A 15,625-nucleotide genomic window follows, 5' to 3' on the forward strand; every position below is an offset into this window, starting at 1 on the left:
ATGACAACGATGAATCCAAAAATCACTGACTGGCATGGCAAAAAAGTGTGGGTCATCGGCGCATCGTCCGGTATCGGTGCAGAGACTGCTTTACTGTTGCTACAAAAAGGCGCGCAAGTGGCCTTATCGGCGCGGCAAACTCCTCTGCTGAACCAGATTGCCGCCGGACACAGTCAGGCAGTGGTGGCACCCGCGGATATCACCGACCATACGACGCTAGCAAAAGCACACGCCGATCTGATACAGCAATGGGGCAAGATTGATCTGGCGCTGGTCGTTGCTGGTGGCTACAACGCGATGCGTGCCGATGAATTCGATTTGACGGCGGCCAATCGTTTAATCGATCTGAATTTGCGCGGCGTATTGAATTGTCTCGATGTAGTGTTACCGTCTCTGATCAAACAGGGATCTGGCGGAATCGGCATAGTCGGCTCTGTCGCAGGCTTATCAGGCCTGCCAAAGGCCTTGATTTATGGACCGACTAAAGCCGCCATCATCAACTTGTGTGAATCGTTGTACTTTGACCTGCATCCAAAAAATATTGCGGTCTATCTGATCAGTCCGGGGTTTGTCAAAACGCCGCTGACGGCAGGCAATGATTTTGAGATGCCGTCGCTCATCACCGCAGAAGTCGCCGCCGCAGAACTCGTTAGCGGGATGGAGCGCGGAGAATTTCATATCCATTTTCCGAAGCGATTTACCAACTGGCTGCGATTCGCACGCCTGCTTCCATACCGCTGGTATTTTGCTCTCATACACAAGACTACTGGCCTATGAATACCAACAGTACTGAGAATACTGACAATGCCGATGCCATTTTGTATGAAGAGGCTTTGCGCAAACTCGTCGTCTTCTTTGAAACGCTGACACCAGAAAGCGTACAGAAGATCCCATCGGTCTATGCTGAAAAAGCCTACTTCAAAGATCCTTTTAATGAAGTACAGGATGTCGCTGCGGTACAAGCGATTTTTGCGCATATGTTTGCCCAGGTCGATCAACCGCGGTTTAAAGTGCATACCCAGCTAGTGCAAGGAAATGAAGCATTCATCAGTTGGGATTTTCTGTTTACGATGAAGCGATTTTCGACGGAGCTGCAAAGAATCAAAGGCGCGACTCATCTTCGCTTTCGTGACGATGGACGGGTCAGTTATCACCGGGATTATTGGGATGCTGCCGAAGAATTATATGAAAAACTTCCGGTACTAGGCAGCCTGATGCGCCTGCTGAAACGCGCTGCCAAGAACTGAGGCATGTCATCTCCATTGATGACAAATCGCGACACAGAGTCAATAAAGCGCGACCATCAAACGACGCGACGCGTTTGATGCGATTTTTGAAGCTTCTTACGAATACGTAATATAGATGCGCCTTCCAGGCTGAAATGCCTCTGAAAGCCGCATCTATATTGCGTATTGAATGCCTGAGAACTTCCAAAATCTCCAAATTGAACAATCACATCGATAGAACTGACGCTAAAACCAAGACCTCTCACCAAAGAGACCCGGAGACACGGAGAAAAGGCAGGAGTAAGCGGCTCCATGAAATGCCAGGTAAAGGTTTTTTCGAAATTCCCTTTAGTAGTAATAGATTAGCCAAGTAGCTTTCTGCTTTGAATGAGTCCTGTTCTGGCTATTTATTTGTAGCTGTCGATTTTTTGACACTCGCGACAGTCGTTTTTGCGACCGCTGAGGGCTGACGAGATACGGATTTTTTGGTGGTCGTGCCCGACACTTTTTTATTCGCGACCTTAGTAGCTGCGGTTTTTTTGTTAGCCGGCACACTGGTCTTCGATGTTTTGACGGTACTGCCGGCGGTTTTTTTCGCCGCTATTTTTTTCACTGCTGCTTTTTTTAATGCTGTATCTTTTAATGACTGATCAGACTTGTCTGACTTGGTGACTGTAGTGGTATCTGCCTCGCTGATCATCGCGTTACTGACCGCTTGCTTGAACTGATCCTGCAACAAATTCCACCATGCAGCTGGATTAGAGAAGGCTGAGTTACCATCCGCGGCTTGCCCTGCCTTCTCTGCGGGCTCTTCCGTTTCCTTGCTATTCACCGTTTTAGCTGGGCTTATACTCGCTGTTACTGGTTCTGCTACTGGCTCTGCTACCGCTTCTACAGACATCTTGTGTACAGGCTCGGGATCTGGTTCCTGCTGTACTTCTGATGCCGCAGCATTAGGCCAAAATGTATTTTTGGTGAATTTAAATGGTTTTGCTGGCTCTTCGGATTTGCCTGCGCCTGCATTGGCCATGGTACTGGCGAAACTCTCTCCTAGAGAATTCAGTGCGGCGATCGTCGCTCTTTGTACTTCTAGTGCCTGTATGGTTCCTCGCAACATATTCATGTTAACGGTCAGCCATGATTCCACAGTCTTGAGATCCTTGATCTTTTTATCCAGCTCATCTATCGACACGGTCGGCGTTACCATCCCTGGCACATGCATACCTCCCCAGATATTTTTAACAAAAGACAGGGTGTCGTTCATTGCATTCACACCTGGAAAATCATTTCCTGAAAACGGGGAAGTCATACTGTTCTCCTAAAGGGGCTGTCAGATCGTTTATTCCGTCAGAACACGCAACACGCAACACGCATACAAGACTCATAGGAGTGCTATAAGACTCATGCGCCGTGTCAGTGATCACGCAAGAAGCTTTTGTCCATCTTGCATGAGCTTGGCAATGCCGTCAATCCAGATGCGAAATAGCGCTCTGTTTTAAAACCGTAGCCACTACCCTCATTATCAAACCTGAGCCCGCTTCTGGCGTCAGGATTGCGCTTCTGCATGACGGAGACATATAAGGCCTGTATCAATTGATGATCGCTTGCACGCATGCTCGCATCATGAAAACCGTTATTGAAACTAGCACCCTCCATCGCCCTGGCGACGGCACCCGCTTCTACGCTACCCGCTTTTTCTATCGCTGCCACCAGCATATTCACCAGTATATGCATACGTAAATGCACATAATCATCACGCGGATCAGGATAACGTCGGCGGAAGCTTTGATAAAAAGCATCACTGTCAGATCCTCCGGCATTCGGATGCCACTCAGCAACTGCTCTGACGCGGCCAATACCTGCATCGCCAATCGCTGCCGGGGCACCCAGAGCATTGGCATAAAAGGTATAAAACCTGGTATCCATCCCTGCATCTTTCACGGCTTTGATTAACAAGGTCAGGTCACTACCCCAGTTTCCGGTGATTACCGTGTCTGCGCCGCTGGCCTTGATTTTGGCGGCATAGGGAGCGAAATCTTTGATCTTCCCTATCGGATGCAAATCATCTCCGACAATGCTGATATCCGGACGTTTCTTTGCCAGCATGCTGCGCGCAGTTGCCGCGACCTGTCTGCCAAAACTGTAATCCTGGCCGATCAGATATACTTTCTTTACGCGTTCGTCATCGCGTATCACCTCAGTTAATACATGTAAGCGCATATCGGCATTCGCATCAAAGCGAAAATGCCAGTAACTACATTTCTCATTCGTTAAACTCGGCTCGACCGCCGAATAATTCAAAAACAAGACGCGATGCTGCGGCACTCGCTGATTATGTTTATTGATGGCATCGACCAGTGCCAGGGCCACCGCCGAGCTGTTGCCCTGAACGATGAACGGAATATCCTGATCGGTCACATGCTTAAGAATCGTCAGGCTATCTTCAACTCCCTGCTTGTTATCAAAACTTGTCAATTGCAGCGGATGCCGGCCATCTGCCAGCCGCACACCCCCTCGGGCATTCACCTGTTCTATCGCCATTTGCAGATTACGGACAACCGCTTCTCCGGCATTGCTGAATGTACCGCTCAAGCCATCTATCATTGCGATACGTATCGGTTTAGCTTGTACAGATGCATTAGCTGCGTACGATTGAGGTAGTGTAAGTGCAGTGAATAAAGCAAATAACACAAAGACAAATAAATCTACGCGACGCATTTGTTTTGATGGGGAGAAAGAAAACCAGGGGGAGATCATGGACAATACCAGGGACATAAAACGTCTTCTTTTCTAATGTTTCAACAAGTTAAGCGGAACTTTCGCGTAACGCTCCGCCTGTAGCACATCGTTTCTTCTTCATTTTACATGGGCAAGGTCATCGCAAGCGATGCCCGGAACGTTTACACTACTTGTTGCTCACTTTATTGCGTCGCGTGCTTATTTTGCTTTGCTTTCTTTGCGTGCTTTATTTGCTATTTTTTCTTACTACTCCTTGTTTCATGATTGCAGCCTGGTTGAATCAAATACCGCGTCGTCAGATTCTGAGCTTTGCCATGGCGGCGATCGCTTTGCATCTGTGCGTTTTTTTCTGGTTGAACAAGGTAGCAAGCAAAGCAGAAATCAGCATACTTAAAGAATCCAAGGTAAAAATCAAACTGCTCAAACCTGATCAGCCCGCTGTCGAGAACAAGATCGAAGCAGTAAAGACAAGTCCGCGCCAAGCAGCGGATGACGTCAAAAAAATCATTACAAAAACACAGAAGCCAGCGCCAGCAGTTCCTTTTCAGATTGCGGACAGCAACGACGATAACGCCACCTACCAGGCGGCATCCGGCTATCTGGCGGTTACGCCAGTCATCAGGTCCGATGCAGAAACTACGGGCACAAAAGAGATAACTGAAGCCGCAGCCTCAATACCGGCCAATAACAAAGAGGTACTGAAGGAGATACATAGCACTGCGGGCGAGACACCCGATGCACCAAAAAAAGTGAGTGATCCAGATACACCGAATCTGGCGCAGTTCACGTCAACGCCGTTACCGTCAGCTCAGCTCAAATTGCAATTAGTACGTACCGAACCTAATAAGAGTCCCTATTACGGCGTCGGAGAAATCAACTGGCAACTGACGGACGATCGCTACACGATGACGATCGATGCAGGGTTGGATTTGTTAGTGACGACCCTCAATTTATTTAAGCTGAAAAGCGAAGGCAAAGTGTCGCAGGCAGGTATTACACCGCTCACCAGCAGCGAGATGCGTCGCAATCGCTCCGAAACAGCCATTCATTTCAACCACATCGATAACACACTGAGTTTTTCGTCATCGAACAAGACACAGCGCATGGCCAATGCTGCGCAAGATAAAGCCTCTGTACTGATGCAGTTAGCAGGCATTGGCTATGCAGATCCGGCGCAATTTAAAACCGGCCAGGAGATTATTATTCAGGTCGCCGAAGAACGTGAAGCAACGACGTTTCGCTTTGTGATTGCCGGTCAGGAAGAGCTGACAACGAAACTTGGCACTCTGATGACCTGGCACGTCGTACGGCCGCCAAGAGCAGGCGCATATAATTCGCAACTGGATATCTGGTTCGCACCAGCGATGAACTGGTATCCAATACAAATACGAAATACCGAAACCAACGGGGCAATCACAACTCAGATTGTGACCAAAATTATCCCGGCTACTGTCACCGAAAGATAAGTATGAATCTGTTCCAGAATTTCTATCAAAAGCCAGTGCAGTTGTTCTGTGCAGCCTTGTTCACCAGCATCAGTTTTCATGCACCGGTCATGGCGGATACGGACAACAGACATGCAATCAATTTGCCGCCGTCGGCCAATTTAATTTACGTCATCAAGGCAAAACAAAGTGGCATTCCTCTCAGCGGTGAGGCAAGCGTCAACTGGCAACTCAACGATAAAAAATATAGCATCGTCACAGAAACCCGTGCCATGCTGGTAGGGAAAATTCTGGATGCCAGCAGTATCGGCAACATCGACGACTACGGTTTAGCCCCAGATAAATTCGTCGAAAAGAGATTCCGTAAAAACGAGAGCACGACCCGCTTTGAACGCAATACAACAAATAAGGTCATCAGCTTTAGCGAATCCTCAGAACAGTACCCGATCAAAGGTGGCGAACAGGACCGCACTAGCGCAACCTGGCAACTAGTGGCAATTGCCCGCGCAGCAGGTGAAAAATTTAAAGCTGGCAGTGAATGGAAAATGTTTGTTGCAGGCCGGCGTGACGCAGAACCATGGACGTTTAAAGTCATCCAGAAAGAAACGATCAACACGGCTCTGGGAGAACTCGCAACGATCCACATTATCAAAGCGCCTCCGCCGGACTCCAAAGATCAGCAACTCGAATTATGGCTGGCGCCTGCAATGGAATGGTATCCGGTACGTCTGCGTTTCAGTGATGCAGATGGCGACTATGTAGAGCAGTCGATCGGCCAGATAAAGAAATGATTCTGCCATTACGGATACGTCTTACTCAGTCCGTCAGAACGAATATGCGTATCCACACCAGACTCAGTTACTTTTCAGAAGTACGCTCATAAAACATCACAAAGGTACACAACACAATACCAAGCAACATCTGACCTGCCATTGTGCCGGTAGTCGCCACACCGTTAAAACCCACAACATCCAGAACAGCTACCGTCCTCGCTTGGGTTGCGATATACAAACCGAAAAGGAACAGCGCCAGAAAAGTTCTTGCAGTCCGCGTCAGTCGTCCCAAAAAACTGGCCGCGGCGGACAACGCGAACAAACCTGTGACAAGCGCCAAAGCGCGACCCGAATCGCTCACGGACCAGCGCATAATCACAGGAAAAAATAGCAATAATCCTGCTACATAACCCGCACATAATTGCCGCAGATACCGGTAGCGACGACCGCCATGCACAACCTCACTGAGATCTTCGCTACCGGACTGAAAATCCCGCACACTCAGATCAGCAATCTGTATGCCCCAGCAAGCGACACCAACCATGACAAGCGCACTTAATTCAGCTTGCCCCAATGCACTACCAAGCAACATCACCACGGCTATTCCGATCACCACTACAGGGCTGGTCGCTATTGTCAGCGCCAGTTCCGCCACAATCTGACCAGGCAATCCCGGCAATCTGGCAGACAATGCAAATAGAGGATGGCTACAGGCAGCAAGAGGCCTGACTAGACGATTCAGCAGACGCAAAGGTGACCAGCTTTTTTTGACACTTGCGCTTTTCACCTTATCGGGGGAGAAACGATGAAATAAGAAAATCGCTGGTAAAAGCGGCAGCATTGCAACGGCCAGACACAATAGTCTTGCGAAGATCATGTCAGCCGACCAAAATCCCTCAGACAAGGTAACAGGTGCCAGCGCATGATTAAAATCAGCGATGCCTAAAGAAAAATGATTGCTTGCCAGTACCTGATGAAACCGGCTCATCGCAGTACCAGTAGCAGAAAAATCGAACAAGAACGCGGGATTCCACCCCGCAGAAGTGCCACCATTCATCATCGAGACGGGGGCGCCGATTTGCGTCGTCCATATAAAGAAGTACAACACATCGCCTGATTTTCCCATCAGAGGTGCGAATGACTCACATAACAGAGCCATGCTCGCCGCAAAAAAACAGGCCGGCAATAACACCAGCGCATAACTTTGCAGATAAATACCTAACTGTATCGGTCCCTCGCCACGCAGCAAATGCAATACCAGCACCGTCAGCAAAAATACCAGCACCATAAAACACAGATACGCCACACCGCCAAGCCAGCGGCCAAAAATGAACTGGCGATTGCTAACAGGCATGCTCGCCATCACTGCGCCAGCACCGCTGCGTATATCCTCCTGCATACGACCACGAACCAGGTAAAAACCAGCGAGTCCGAATAACAGACTGGATAGTAATGAACTGCCGAGCGCCAGACATACACTGTTATAGACCACACGCGCGCCACCAACTGCGATCAGGGTATTTCCGCTAGCAGGATCAGGAATCATGAGCCAGGTAATCGCGACCACAACCAGCATGGCGACGAGAGTGCTGGTACGACGCATCCGCAGACGCGCCTCATTTTTCATCATCTCTGATAATAAATACCAATTTAAATATCTGCTCATGCTGCCAACTCCTGTACCGCATAGCGCCGGGACATCAATGCCTCTTCCAGCGTTGGCTCGACTATCTGTGCACCTTGACAAGGTGAATGCGGATGGGCGATGCGCAAACTGATCCCCGATGTCTGCCGCTGCGCCTGTAAGACCTGCACTTGCTGGCTCAGCAAATCATATTGCTGCGGATCGACTGTAGCCGACCAGATTTGTCCACGGCCTTGTTGCACAAAACTTTCCGGAGTGTCGTAAGCCACCAGTTTGCCGTTACGCATGATGGCAAGATGACCCGCCATGTTTTCGATATCCGACACGATATGCGTTGATACGATCACCAGTTTCTTAAACCCGATCTCCGATAATAACTGACGAAAACGCAAACGCTCCTCAGGGTCAAGTCCGGCAGTCGGCTCGTCTACAATCAAAATATCCGGGTCATTCAACAAGGCTTGGGCAATACCGAGACGCCGCCGCATGCCGCCGGAAAAAGTCGACGCAACACGCGAGGCATGCTCATGCAAATTGACAAGCTCCAGCAACTGCCGGATACGGGCGCTGTCGCATATCCCCTTCAAGGCAGCAAAATAGCGCAAAAACTCCAGCGCCGTAAGGTTAGGGTAAACACCAAAGTCCTGCGGCAAATAACCAAGCCGCTGGCGTATTGCATTCGGCTTTTTCACAATGTCACTGCCATCAAACAGAATCTGACCGCTTGTTGGCCTGGTCAGCGTAGCGATCATTTGCATCAGTGAGGTTTTACCTGCGCCGTTGTGACCGATCAGGCCGACCACGCCCGCGGATAACTGCAATGACAGATTATCGACTGCCTTCACATGATTACCATAGGTTTTTACTACGTTCTGGATGCTCAGCATAATTTATTCCGTCCCATGATGTGTTTGTTAGATGACGTAAGGATGTCCAATGACACCTCCACCTTACGACGATCCGCTTACGATGAAGCAGAGCTTAATGCCACCTAGAGTGCGCTTCCAGCGTGACGAGACGAAGTGCAGCCTGATCAGGACAAAATGAAAAATATGGGGAACAGAATGTGTCGCACAAAACCAAAACACACTCAGCAAGCGATACTGAATTGACGTTTTTTAACGATGAACAAGTTAACGTTCTGTTATTCTATCTCTCACATTCTGATTGCTTTGTGATGGCGTCATTTCTTCTAAAAAACTCCATGAAACGCACTTTCTCACGCTTGGCTAAAACTGTGATTCGCTCGCGATCAACGCGTAGCGTGGAAGGCGCAAAGTTGTCCATAGGCACTGATTTAGTATGGATACCCGGGGTAGAACAATCGGTTCGGCAGTTTGGTCAGCGATTTTTGCAACGTGTTTTCACTTTACGCGAGCTGGACTATTGTCATAACACGATAACCGGAGCATTTCGCTTCGACCGGCTGGCAGCACGCTTCGCGGCAAAAGAAGCAGTCATGAAATTGCTCAGGCCAAGTAAAGATGAGGCTCTGCCCTGGCAATCAATAGAAATCGTCACCGACGAGAATGGCGCGCCTGCCGTTGTACTGGCGCCAGAGCTGAGGCGACGGTATCAGCGATCAGGCATATACCAGATCGCCCTCAGTCTTAGCCACGATCATGAATATGCAACGGCGTCTGCGATTGCGGTACCGGCAGCCGTCATTTAAATTACTTTTATCCTTCAAAAAAGCACAGCAATGAGCACAGAAAAAATTCGCCAGGTTTTAAAAGATCATGCCCGTCTGGCTGTCGATGTGGCGACACTCGCCGACGAAACCGACCTGTATGAAGCAGGAATGACCTCGCATGCCAGTGTCAATGTGATGCTGGCGCTGGAAGATGCGTTTGATCTGGAGTTTCCGGACCGTATGCTCAAGCGTAGCGTGTTTGAAAGTATTGCCGCAATGCATGCTGCGATTCAGGAATTAACTGCCTGAATACCTGCAGTCCCGGTAAGAAGTTTTCACGATGCCGGCTGATGTCACGACTGTAAATGACAGCCAATATTGCCACTACCGCCAAAGATCTTTATGTCCGAATCTGCTTCAGCTCTGCTGACATTAGCCAAACAAATCGCAAAAGAGATCGCCGCGCCGCATGCCGACGCGGTTGATCGCGATGCACGTTTCCCGCTTGAGGCGATTAATGCGCTGAAAGAAGCGAAATTGCTCAGTGCCTATATCCCTGAGGAGCTAGGCGGTGCAGGTGCCAGTCTGACTGAACTCGTTGAAATATGTGATGCCCTAGGACAGCAATGCTCAGCAACGGCGATGATTTTTGCGATGCATCAGATTCAAGTCATCACCCTGGTAAGACATGCGCTCGACAACCCATGGTATCGCCAGTATTTACGTGATCTGGTTGATCATCAATACTTGATTGCCTCTGTGACTTCTGAGGTCGGTGTCGGCGGCGAAATGCGTCGCAGCGCCTGCTGTGTGGAGTCGGACGGAACAGAATTCCGTCTGGTCAAAAATGCGATGACGATTTCTTATGGAGCACAAGCAGACGATTTACTAGTTACCGCACGTCGTGCGCAGGATGCAGCGAACAGTGACCAATCCCTGATTCTGGTACGCAAATCTGCCTACCATCTGGAACAAAAAGGAGATTGGGACACCATGGGTATGCGCGGCACTTGCAGTCCGCCTTTCTTGCTCAGTGCAACCGGAGTGGTCGCACAAATTATCGCGACAGCTTTTGCCGATATGTCGAATGTCACGGTCGTCCCTGTCTCGCATTTATTGTGGAGCGGCTGCTGGCAGGGGATCGCCGCGGCTGCGGTGAACAAGGCACGTGCATTTGTCCGGGGGCAGGCCAGAGCCAATCCTGGTACGGTACCACCGACTGCCTTACGCCTGGCAGAACTGGTAGGTATGCTGCAAACCCTGCGCACCGCTTCGCAAGCCTGCCTGATGGAATACGAGCAACTCACGGCAGCTCATTCCGTTCATAACGGCGACTCCGTAAATGATCGTCTGTCAACGATGGGCTATGCGCTGAAAATGAATAATTTAAAAATCCAGGCATCGCAGGATCTACCGGTGATCGTAACCAAAGCACTATCGATCTGCGGCATTCTCGGCTATAAAAATGATAGCCCGTTCAGTATGAGTCGTCACTTGCGCGATGCCCATTCTGCTGCGTTGATGGTAGGTAACGATAGGATTCTGGCGACCAACGCCAATATGCTGCTCATCCTCAAAGATAATTAAAAAGAAAACGAAGGATCCCCATGTCGATCAATTTTTCCCCTGAACTGCTTACCGATGATCTGGTTGCTGCCGGACATATTATTCCAGTCGGTGTACAAGGCATCTTTGGTAGGGGGCCGGTATTTGAAGATGTTTTACGTCGCTTCGATGATTACGTGACACGGGTGGCCGCAGACGACAAGGCAGTCAAGATGTCATTTCCGCCCTGCCTGGATCGTCAGGTATTGGAGCAGAGTGAATTTCTCGATTCTTTTCCCCAGCTTGCCGGAACGATTTTCAGTTTTACCGGCAATGAGGCTCAGCATAAAGAACTCAGCGAAGCCGTGCATGAAGGTCGTCCCTGGACACATCTGCAAACCATGACGGCGGTCTGCCTGACACCGGCGGCGTGCTATCCGGTGTATCCAAGCTTCAGCGGTACGCTGGCGGCAGAAGGACGTCTGGTCGATATGCAAAACTGGGTATTCCGGAATGAACCGTCGTCAGAACCGACTCGTATGCAATCCTTTCGTGTGCGTGAATTCGTACGCGCCGGCAGTCCAGAAATGGTGATTGCATGGCGCAATGTCTGGTTGCAGCGAGGTCTGGATATCTTGTTGTCGCTAGGCTTGCCAGCACGCTCCGAAGTCGCATCCGACCCTTTCTTTGGACGCGGCGGCCGCATGCTGGCTGCCAATCAACGCGAACAGCAATTGAAATTCGAAGTCGTCGTCCCAGTGATTTCACAAGAGAAACCGACGGCAGTCTGCTCATTCAATTATCACCAGGATCATTTTGGTAAATTGTTCGGCATTCATACAGCAGGAGGCGATGTTGCCCATACCGCCTGTCTGGGCTTCGGTCTGGAACGTATTGTGATGGCCTTGTTCAAGACCCACGGTATGGATACGGCAGACTGGCCGCATGCAGTGCGCGCCTTGCTCTGGTCATGATGTTTCACGCCCTGCCACGCATTGATCGCGCCAGCTATGTGCCGCATGCCTTGCACGGCAATGAGCGCGCTTGGAGCGAAACCAATTGCTATATCGACGTCTGGATCGAGGTCTTGCACAGCCTGAAACTGAATCCGCTTGCCTGCATGGCGATGGTATTTGCACTCGACTTCGATGGTGATCAATGGACGTTTTATAAGCCGCCTCATGAGGACTTATTCGCGTTATATGGGATCGATGTACAGGAGCTGAATGTCTGGCGCACTCTGCTGGATAACGCCTGTGTCCAATTACAACGTGGCCGTCTCGTACTGAGCGAAACCGATTCTTTTTATCTACCAGATACCTCCGGCACCGATTACCGTACGAATCACGTCAAAACCACCATCGCGATTCAGGAAATCGATGTTGCTCAACAGCGTATGGGCTATTTTCATAACAGCAGTTATCACGAACTCAGCGGTGATGACTTTGTTCAGACTTTCCGTACTGGCGCCGTGCACGATTCGTCAGCAGTCCAGACGGCCATGCCGATGTTTGCTGAATTTGTACGCCTTGACCGGCTGATGTTTCTGGATGAGCGCGCACTGGCGCAAGCGTCGCGAGCACTCCTCATCAAGCATCTGGCACGCCGTCCTGCACATAATCCCATCAGCTTGTTTCAACCCGTCTTCATCAGCGATGTTGAGCAGTTAAAAGCAGAGGGACTGGCCGCTTACCACGCCTATGCATTTGCAACACTACGACAATTGGGTGCGGGATTCAGTGTAGGAGCGACTTACCTGCGCTGGCTGGAACAAATGGGGCAAGGCAATTTTGCGAGCGCTGCGTTAGCCTTTGACGGCATCTCCGATGGGACTAAAACACTGCTGTTAAAAACCGCCCGCGCTGTGATGGGCAAAAAATCCATCGACCTGACATCTATTCTGACGGAAATGGAAGCCCACTGGCAAACTGGCATGGATCAGCTTGAGCAAGCCCTGATTCGGGATGAGCGCTGATGGCACTGGTCCGACATCCGTATCAGCAGCCTCTCGACGCTCAGTGGCAATTTGCCGAAGTCGCGACCAATGAGCTTCCCGCGATCGAATTCGCATCGCAGATTGCCGACCTGCGCTGGCAAACAGCACAGGTACCGGGAACTGTTGCATCATCACTGCATGCTCTGGAGCGCTTTACTTACGGTGCACAGCAGTTTGATGATGCAGATTACTGGTTCCGTTGCCACTGTGACTTGCCGCAAGCCGCCGTCCTGTGTTTTGATGGTCTCGCCAGCCTGAGCGAGGTATTCTGGAATGATATCTTGCTGTTCAGCTCGGAGAATATGTTTGTCCAGCACCGGATTGATCTGTCTGCCCACCTCGCCAGCACGGACAGCATGATCCACTCAGGCATCCTGAGTCTGCGATTTCGGTCACTGAATACCGCACTCAAAATCCGTCGCCCGCGTGGCCGCTGGCGTACTCGACTAGTGGAACAACAGCAACTGCGCTGGATCAGAACCAGCTTGCTCGGCCGCATGCCCGGATGGTCGCCACCGGTCGCTGCTGTCGGCCCGTACCGGGCAATACGCATTGAAATCGCCAACGATATCCGCATTGTGGATGCCGATGTACGCCCCCGTCTTGATGTATCCGGAGCACCTCAGACGTCCAATACCACAGAGCAAAGCACAGGCACCGTCAGCGCAAAAATTCGTATTGCGGCGACAACACCGATTGATCAGGTGATCCTGCATGTCGGTGACACTCAATGCCAATTAGATATAGCAGATCAGACTTCCGGCGACTCCCCTGCCTTCATGGCGAGCGGTGAATTACGTCTGACAAATCCGTCGCTCTGGTGGCCACATACGCATGGCCAGCCCGCGCTATATCCGGCGCAGATCGAGATCATCAGCGCGGGTCAGCGTCATCTGTTAGATCTGGGTAAACTCGGTTTCAGATCGATACAGGTGCGACAGGAGCAGGACGATTTTCATCTGCATGTGAACGGGGTTCCGGTATTTTGCCGCGGTGCGTGCTGGATGCCGCCGGATATTCTCTCACTTGCAGGCGATGAGACCAGTCTGCGACCTTCACTGCTGCTGGCGCGGGATGCCGGTATGAACATGATAAGAGTAGTCGGCACCATGCAGTACGAGAGCGATACTTTCTATCGCCTGTGCGATGAGCTGGGGATTCTGGTCTGGCAGGATTTCATGTTTGCGAACATGGATTATCCGGTCGACGATCCTGTCTTCTCTGCCAGCATCCTGCATGAGGCAAGTCAATTTTTAAACCGGATTCAACTCTCGCCCTGCGTCGCCGTACTTTGCGGCAGTTCAGAAATTGAACAACAGGCAGCGATGCTGGGCGTTTCGCGCGATATGTGGCGCAATCGTTTTTTTGCCGACAGCTTGCCACAATTGTGCGCCGGGTTTCTGCCTGAAACAAGCTACGTTCCCTCCAGTCCTTGCGGTGGTGTAATGCCGTTCCAGCTTGATGCAGGGGTCTCGCATTATTTTGGCGTCGGTGCCTATCTGCGCCCGCTCGACGATGCGCGTCGTGCCGGTTTGCGCTTCACCTCTGAGTGTCTGGGCTTCTCGAACATGCCTGACGACAGCACGATAGAGCAGTTCTTACAAAACGGCGAAGCACCCGGACCGCATCCCTCATGGAAGCAACGGATTCCCCGTGATAACGGCACCAGCTGGGATTTTGAAGACGTTCGGGATCACTATATGGCGCAGCTGTATCAGGTCGATCCTGCCAGCTTGCGGTATGCCGATATGCCGCGCTATCTGGCCTTGTCGCGAGTCAGCACAGGCGAAGTCATGGCGCAGACGCTGGCAGAATGGCGACGTGCCGGTTCGACGTGTCATGGCGCTCTGATCTGGTTCCTGCGCGATCTCTGGCCCGGTGCAGGCTGGGGCCTGATTGATGCATTCGGCAAGCCGAAAGCCGCCTACTACTATGTGCGCCGTGCGATGGCAGCACTGACCGTGCTGATCACGGATGAGGGCTTGAATGGTCTTGCGATACACATCGTCAATGATAGCCCTGCACCGGTGCAGGCAGAATTGCAGCTTGATTTATATCGTCATGGCGAAACTCCGATTGCGCATGGCGTGCAGGCCGTCACGATTAACGCACACAGCACCATACAGATACGCGCGGATAGCCTGCTAGAACATTTTTTTGATACGGCTTACGCCTATCGCTTCGGCCCTCCCGGTCACGATGTGGCGATTGCACGGCTGCGCTCCGCTAACGCTGACGCTGACGCTGGCGGTAATGGAATTCCGTATTGCGCGGCGTTTTATTTCCCGACCGGGATCAAGCATCATGGCGAACGTGATCTCGGCTTGCAGGCACAATTTGAACCGGCAGAGCCCACCAGCATTACCGATGATTTTGTCGTGTACCTGACGACGCGCAAACTCGCATTATCAGTTTTTATCGATGTACCGGGCTACCTGCCTGACGATAATTACTTCCATCTTGCACCAGGTGCGATCCGCGAAATCAGATTGACCAGCAGCGCCGCGTCCCCCAGTGGAAAAAAATCTGTGCAAGGCTCGGTCTTTGCACTCAATGCAATCAGTCCGGTCAAGATCAGCAAGCCTGCATCGCCCTCCGAATAATCTGCCGACGATGAATCTAT

At 50.9% G+C, this 15,625-nt stretch carries 14 protein-coding genes; 10 read left to right on the forward strand and 4 right to left on the reverse strand.

Annotation, left to right across the window (positions count from 1 at the left end):
- The first annotated feature begins 9 nt into the window (after positions 1-9).
- Both ACO0K4_RS14765 and ACO0K4_RS14770 read left to right on the forward strand, forming a co-directional pair.
- The gene (locus ACO0K4_RS14765; RefSeq protein WP_422957492.1) at positions 10-777 is read left to right on the forward strand and encodes an SDR family NAD(P)-dependent oxidoreductase; all 768 of its coding nucleotides are present in this window, start codon (positions 10-12) and stop codon (positions 775-777) included.
- The gene (locus ACO0K4_RS14770) at positions 774-1,247 is read left to right on the forward strand and encodes a nuclear transport factor 2 family protein (RefSeq protein ID WP_422957398.1); all 474 of its coding nucleotides are present in this window, start codon (positions 774-776) and stop codon (positions 1,245-1,247) included. Before ACO0K4_RS14765 ends, ACO0K4_RS14770 begins: the two co-directional genes overlap by 4 nt.
- A 382-nt stretch (positions 1,248-1,629) precedes the next feature.
- On the opposite strand, the gene ACO0K4_RS14775 is transcribed toward ACO0K4_RS14770, so the two are convergent.
- Both ACO0K4_RS14775 and ACO0K4_RS14780 read right to left on the reverse strand, forming a co-directional pair.
- Positions 1,630-2,535: a PhaM family polyhydroxyalkanoate granule multifunctional regulatory protein gene (locus tag ACO0K4_RS14775; RefSeq protein WP_422957399.1), complete on the reverse strand. Its 906-nt coding sequence runs from the start codon at positions 2,533-2,535 to the stop codon at positions 1,630-1,632.
- A 104-nt stretch (positions 2,536-2,639) separates the two neighbouring features.
- Positions 2,640-3,944, reverse strand: a complete 1,305-nt coding sequence (locus ACO0K4_RS14780; protein ID WP_422957493.1) for a branched-chain amino acid ABC transporter substrate-binding protein — start codon at positions 3,942-3,944, stop codon at positions 2,640-2,642.
- A gap of 296 nt (positions 3,945-4,240) precedes the next feature.
- Here ACO0K4_RS14780 and ACO0K4_RS14785 point away from each other — a divergent pair, with 296 nt between their 5' ends.
- Both ACO0K4_RS14785 and ACO0K4_RS14790 read left to right on the forward strand, forming a co-directional pair.
- Entirely contained in the window at positions 4,241-5,431 is a 1,191-nt protein-coding gene (locus ACO0K4_RS14785) for a DUF3108 domain-containing protein (protein ID WP_422957400.1), read from the forward strand.
- Between the two features lie 2 nt (positions 5,432-5,433).
- The gene (locus tag ACO0K4_RS14790) at positions 5,434-6,201 is read left to right on the forward strand and encodes a DUF3108 domain-containing protein (RefSeq protein WP_422957401.1); all 768 of its coding nucleotides are present in this window, start codon (positions 5,434-5,436) and stop codon (positions 6,199-6,201) included.
- A gap of 67 nt (positions 6,202-6,268) precedes the next feature.
- Here ACO0K4_RS14790 and ACO0K4_RS14795 read toward each other — a convergent pair whose 3' ends face one another.
- The gene (locus tag ACO0K4_RS14795; RefSeq protein WP_422957402.1) at positions 6,269-7,849 is read right to left on the reverse strand and encodes a hypothetical protein; all 1,581 of its coding nucleotides are present in this window, start codon (positions 7,847-7,849) and stop codon (positions 6,269-6,271) included.
- Positions 7,846-8,715 (reverse strand): ABC transporter ATP-binding protein, encoded by an 870-nt coding sequence (locus ACO0K4_RS14800; RefSeq protein ID WP_422957403.1) that lies wholly within the window; start codon positions 8,713-8,715, stop codon positions 7,846-7,848. Before ACO0K4_RS14800 ends, ACO0K4_RS14795 begins: the two co-directional genes overlap by 4 nt.
- Before the next feature lie 317 nt (positions 8,716-9,032).
- Between ACO0K4_RS14800 and acpS the strand changes: the two genes are divergently transcribed.
- The 6 genes from acpS (at position 9,033) to ACO0K4_RS14830 (ending at position 15,605) form a co-directional block, all read left to right on the forward strand.
- Positions 9,033-9,500: a holo-ACP synthase gene (acpS, locus tag ACO0K4_RS14805; RefSeq protein ID WP_422957404.1), complete on the forward strand. Its 468-nt coding sequence runs from the start codon at positions 9,033-9,035 to the stop codon at positions 9,498-9,500.
- 30 nt (positions 9,501-9,530) lie between these two features.
- A complete protein-coding gene (locus tag ACO0K4_RS14810; protein WP_422957405.1) occupies positions 9,531-9,770 on the forward strand; it encodes an acyl carrier protein in 240 nt (79 codons plus the stop codon).
- A gap of 93 nt (positions 9,771-9,863) precedes the next feature.
- On the forward strand, positions 9,864-11,048 hold the full coding sequence (locus ACO0K4_RS14815) for an acyl-CoA dehydrogenase family protein (RefSeq protein ID WP_422957406.1): 1,185 nt from the start codon (positions 9,864-9,866) through the stop codon (positions 11,046-11,048).
- A gap of 20 nt (positions 11,049-11,068) precedes the next feature.
- Entirely contained in the window at positions 11,069-11,980 is a 912-nt protein-coding gene (locus ACO0K4_RS14820; RefSeq protein ID WP_422957407.1) for an amino acid--[acyl-carrier-protein] ligase, read from the forward strand.
- Positions 11,977-12,981, forward strand: coding sequence for a DUF1839 family protein (locus tag ACO0K4_RS14825; RefSeq protein WP_422957408.1), 1,005 nt, complete (start codon positions 11,977-11,979; stop codon positions 12,979-12,981). The genes ACO0K4_RS14820 and ACO0K4_RS14825 overlap by 4 nt, the downstream gene beginning before the upstream one ends.
- Positions 12,981-15,605, forward strand: coding sequence for a glycosyl hydrolase 2 galactose-binding domain-containing protein (locus ACO0K4_RS14830; protein WP_422957409.1), 2,625 nt, complete (start codon positions 12,981-12,983; stop codon positions 15,603-15,605). The genes ACO0K4_RS14825 and ACO0K4_RS14830 overlap by 1 nt, the downstream gene beginning before the upstream one ends.
- Positions 15,606-15,625: the final 20 nt, after the last annotated feature.

This window comes from Undibacterium sp. RuTC16W (assembly GCF_049339445.1).
In the GTDB taxonomy this organism is placed as follows: domain Bacteria; phylum Pseudomonadota; class Gammaproteobacteria; order Burkholderiales; family Burkholderiaceae_D; genus Undibacterium.

Bases quoted from the DNA above. Each gene is read 5' to 3' on its own strand.
- ACO0K4_RS14765 (WP_422957492.1), top strand. From the start codon at position 10: ATGAATCCAAAAATCACTGACTGGCATGGCAAAAAAGTGTGGGTCATC.
- ACO0K4_RS14770 (WP_422957398.1), top strand. From the start codon at position 774: ATGAATACCAACAGTACTGAGAATACTGACAATGCCGATGCCATTTTG.
- ACO0K4_RS14775 (WP_422957399.1), bottom strand. From the start codon at position 2,535: ATGACTTCCCCGTTTTCAGGAAATGATTTTCCAGGTGTGAATGCAATG.
- ACO0K4_RS14780 (WP_422957493.1), bottom strand. From the start codon at position 3,944: ATGCGTCGCGTAGATTTATTTGTCTTTGTGTTATTTGCTTTATTCACT.
- ACO0K4_RS14790 (WP_422957401.1), top strand. From the start codon at position 5,434: ATGAATCTGTTCCAGAATTTCTATCAAAAGCCAGTGCAGTTGTTCTGT.
- ACO0K4_RS14795 (WP_422957402.1), bottom strand. From the start codon at position 7,849: ATGAGCAGATATTTAAATTGGTATTTATTATCAGAGATGATGAAAAAT.
- ACO0K4_RS14800 (WP_422957403.1), bottom strand. From the start codon at position 8,715: ATGCTGAGCATCCAGAACGTAGTAAAAACCTATGGTAATCATGTGAAG.
- acpS (WP_422957404.1), top strand. From the start codon at position 9,033: ATGAAACGCACTTTCTCACGCTTGGCTAAAACTGTGATTCGCTCGCGA.
- ACO0K4_RS14810 (WP_422957405.1), top strand. From the start codon at position 9,531: ATGAGCACAGAAAAAATTCGCCAGGTTTTAAAAGATCATGCCCGTCTG.
- ACO0K4_RS14815 (WP_422957406.1), top strand. From the start codon at position 9,864: ATGTCCGAATCTGCTTCAGCTCTGCTGACATTAGCCAAACAAATCGCA.
- ACO0K4_RS14820 (WP_422957407.1), top strand. From the start codon at position 11,069: ATGTCGATCAATTTTTCCCCTGAACTGCTTACCGATGATCTGGTTGCT.
- ACO0K4_RS14825 (WP_422957408.1), top strand. From the start codon at position 11,977: ATGATGTTTCACGCCCTGCCACGCATTGATCGCGCCAGCTATGTGCCG.
- ACO0K4_RS14830 (WP_422957409.1), top strand. From the start codon at position 12,981: ATGGCACTGGTCCGACATCCGTATCAGCAGCCTCTCGACGCTCAGTGG.